Origin of the sequence: Xenorhabdus santafensis, assembly GCF_033949405.1 — a bacterium.
Taxonomy (GTDB): Bacteria; Pseudomonadota; Gammaproteobacteria; order Enterobacterales; family Enterobacteriaceae; genus Xenorhabdus; species Xenorhabdus santafensis.
Genome location: NZ_VCDN01000330.1, coordinates 1 through 307, shown reverse-complemented (window position 1 = coordinate 307; position 307 = coordinate 1). Strand labels below are relative to the sequence as shown.

Here is a 307-nt window from a genome sequence, read left to right as displayed (position 1 = left end):
ACAATCTTCTAATAATCCACCGTACACAATTAATTGTCGACCTTTTAAAGCTAAATAAAACACGTCAAACACATCTTGACTCACTGACATTTCATAATCTTTTGCTGAATACTTCGCAACCTCCGCAACTGCATTTCCTTCTCGTATTAACTCTACTTTTTGAATATGTACTTGCGTAATCTCTGGCATATCTGTTACTTCTCGCCACATTTCTAACCATTCTTCCTGCTTAATATAAAGCTCTTTACGTTTAAAATAATTTTTATCAACACAAAGTAATACATGAAAATGAGGATTATATGTATCA

General features: G+C 32.6%; 1 protein-coding gene. It reads right to left on the bottom strand.

The annotated features are described in order from the left end of the window. Positions 1-307 (bottom strand): protein rep (locus FE392_RS22685; protein ID WP_319931937.1); only part of this gene is annotated, 307 nt, incomplete at both ends.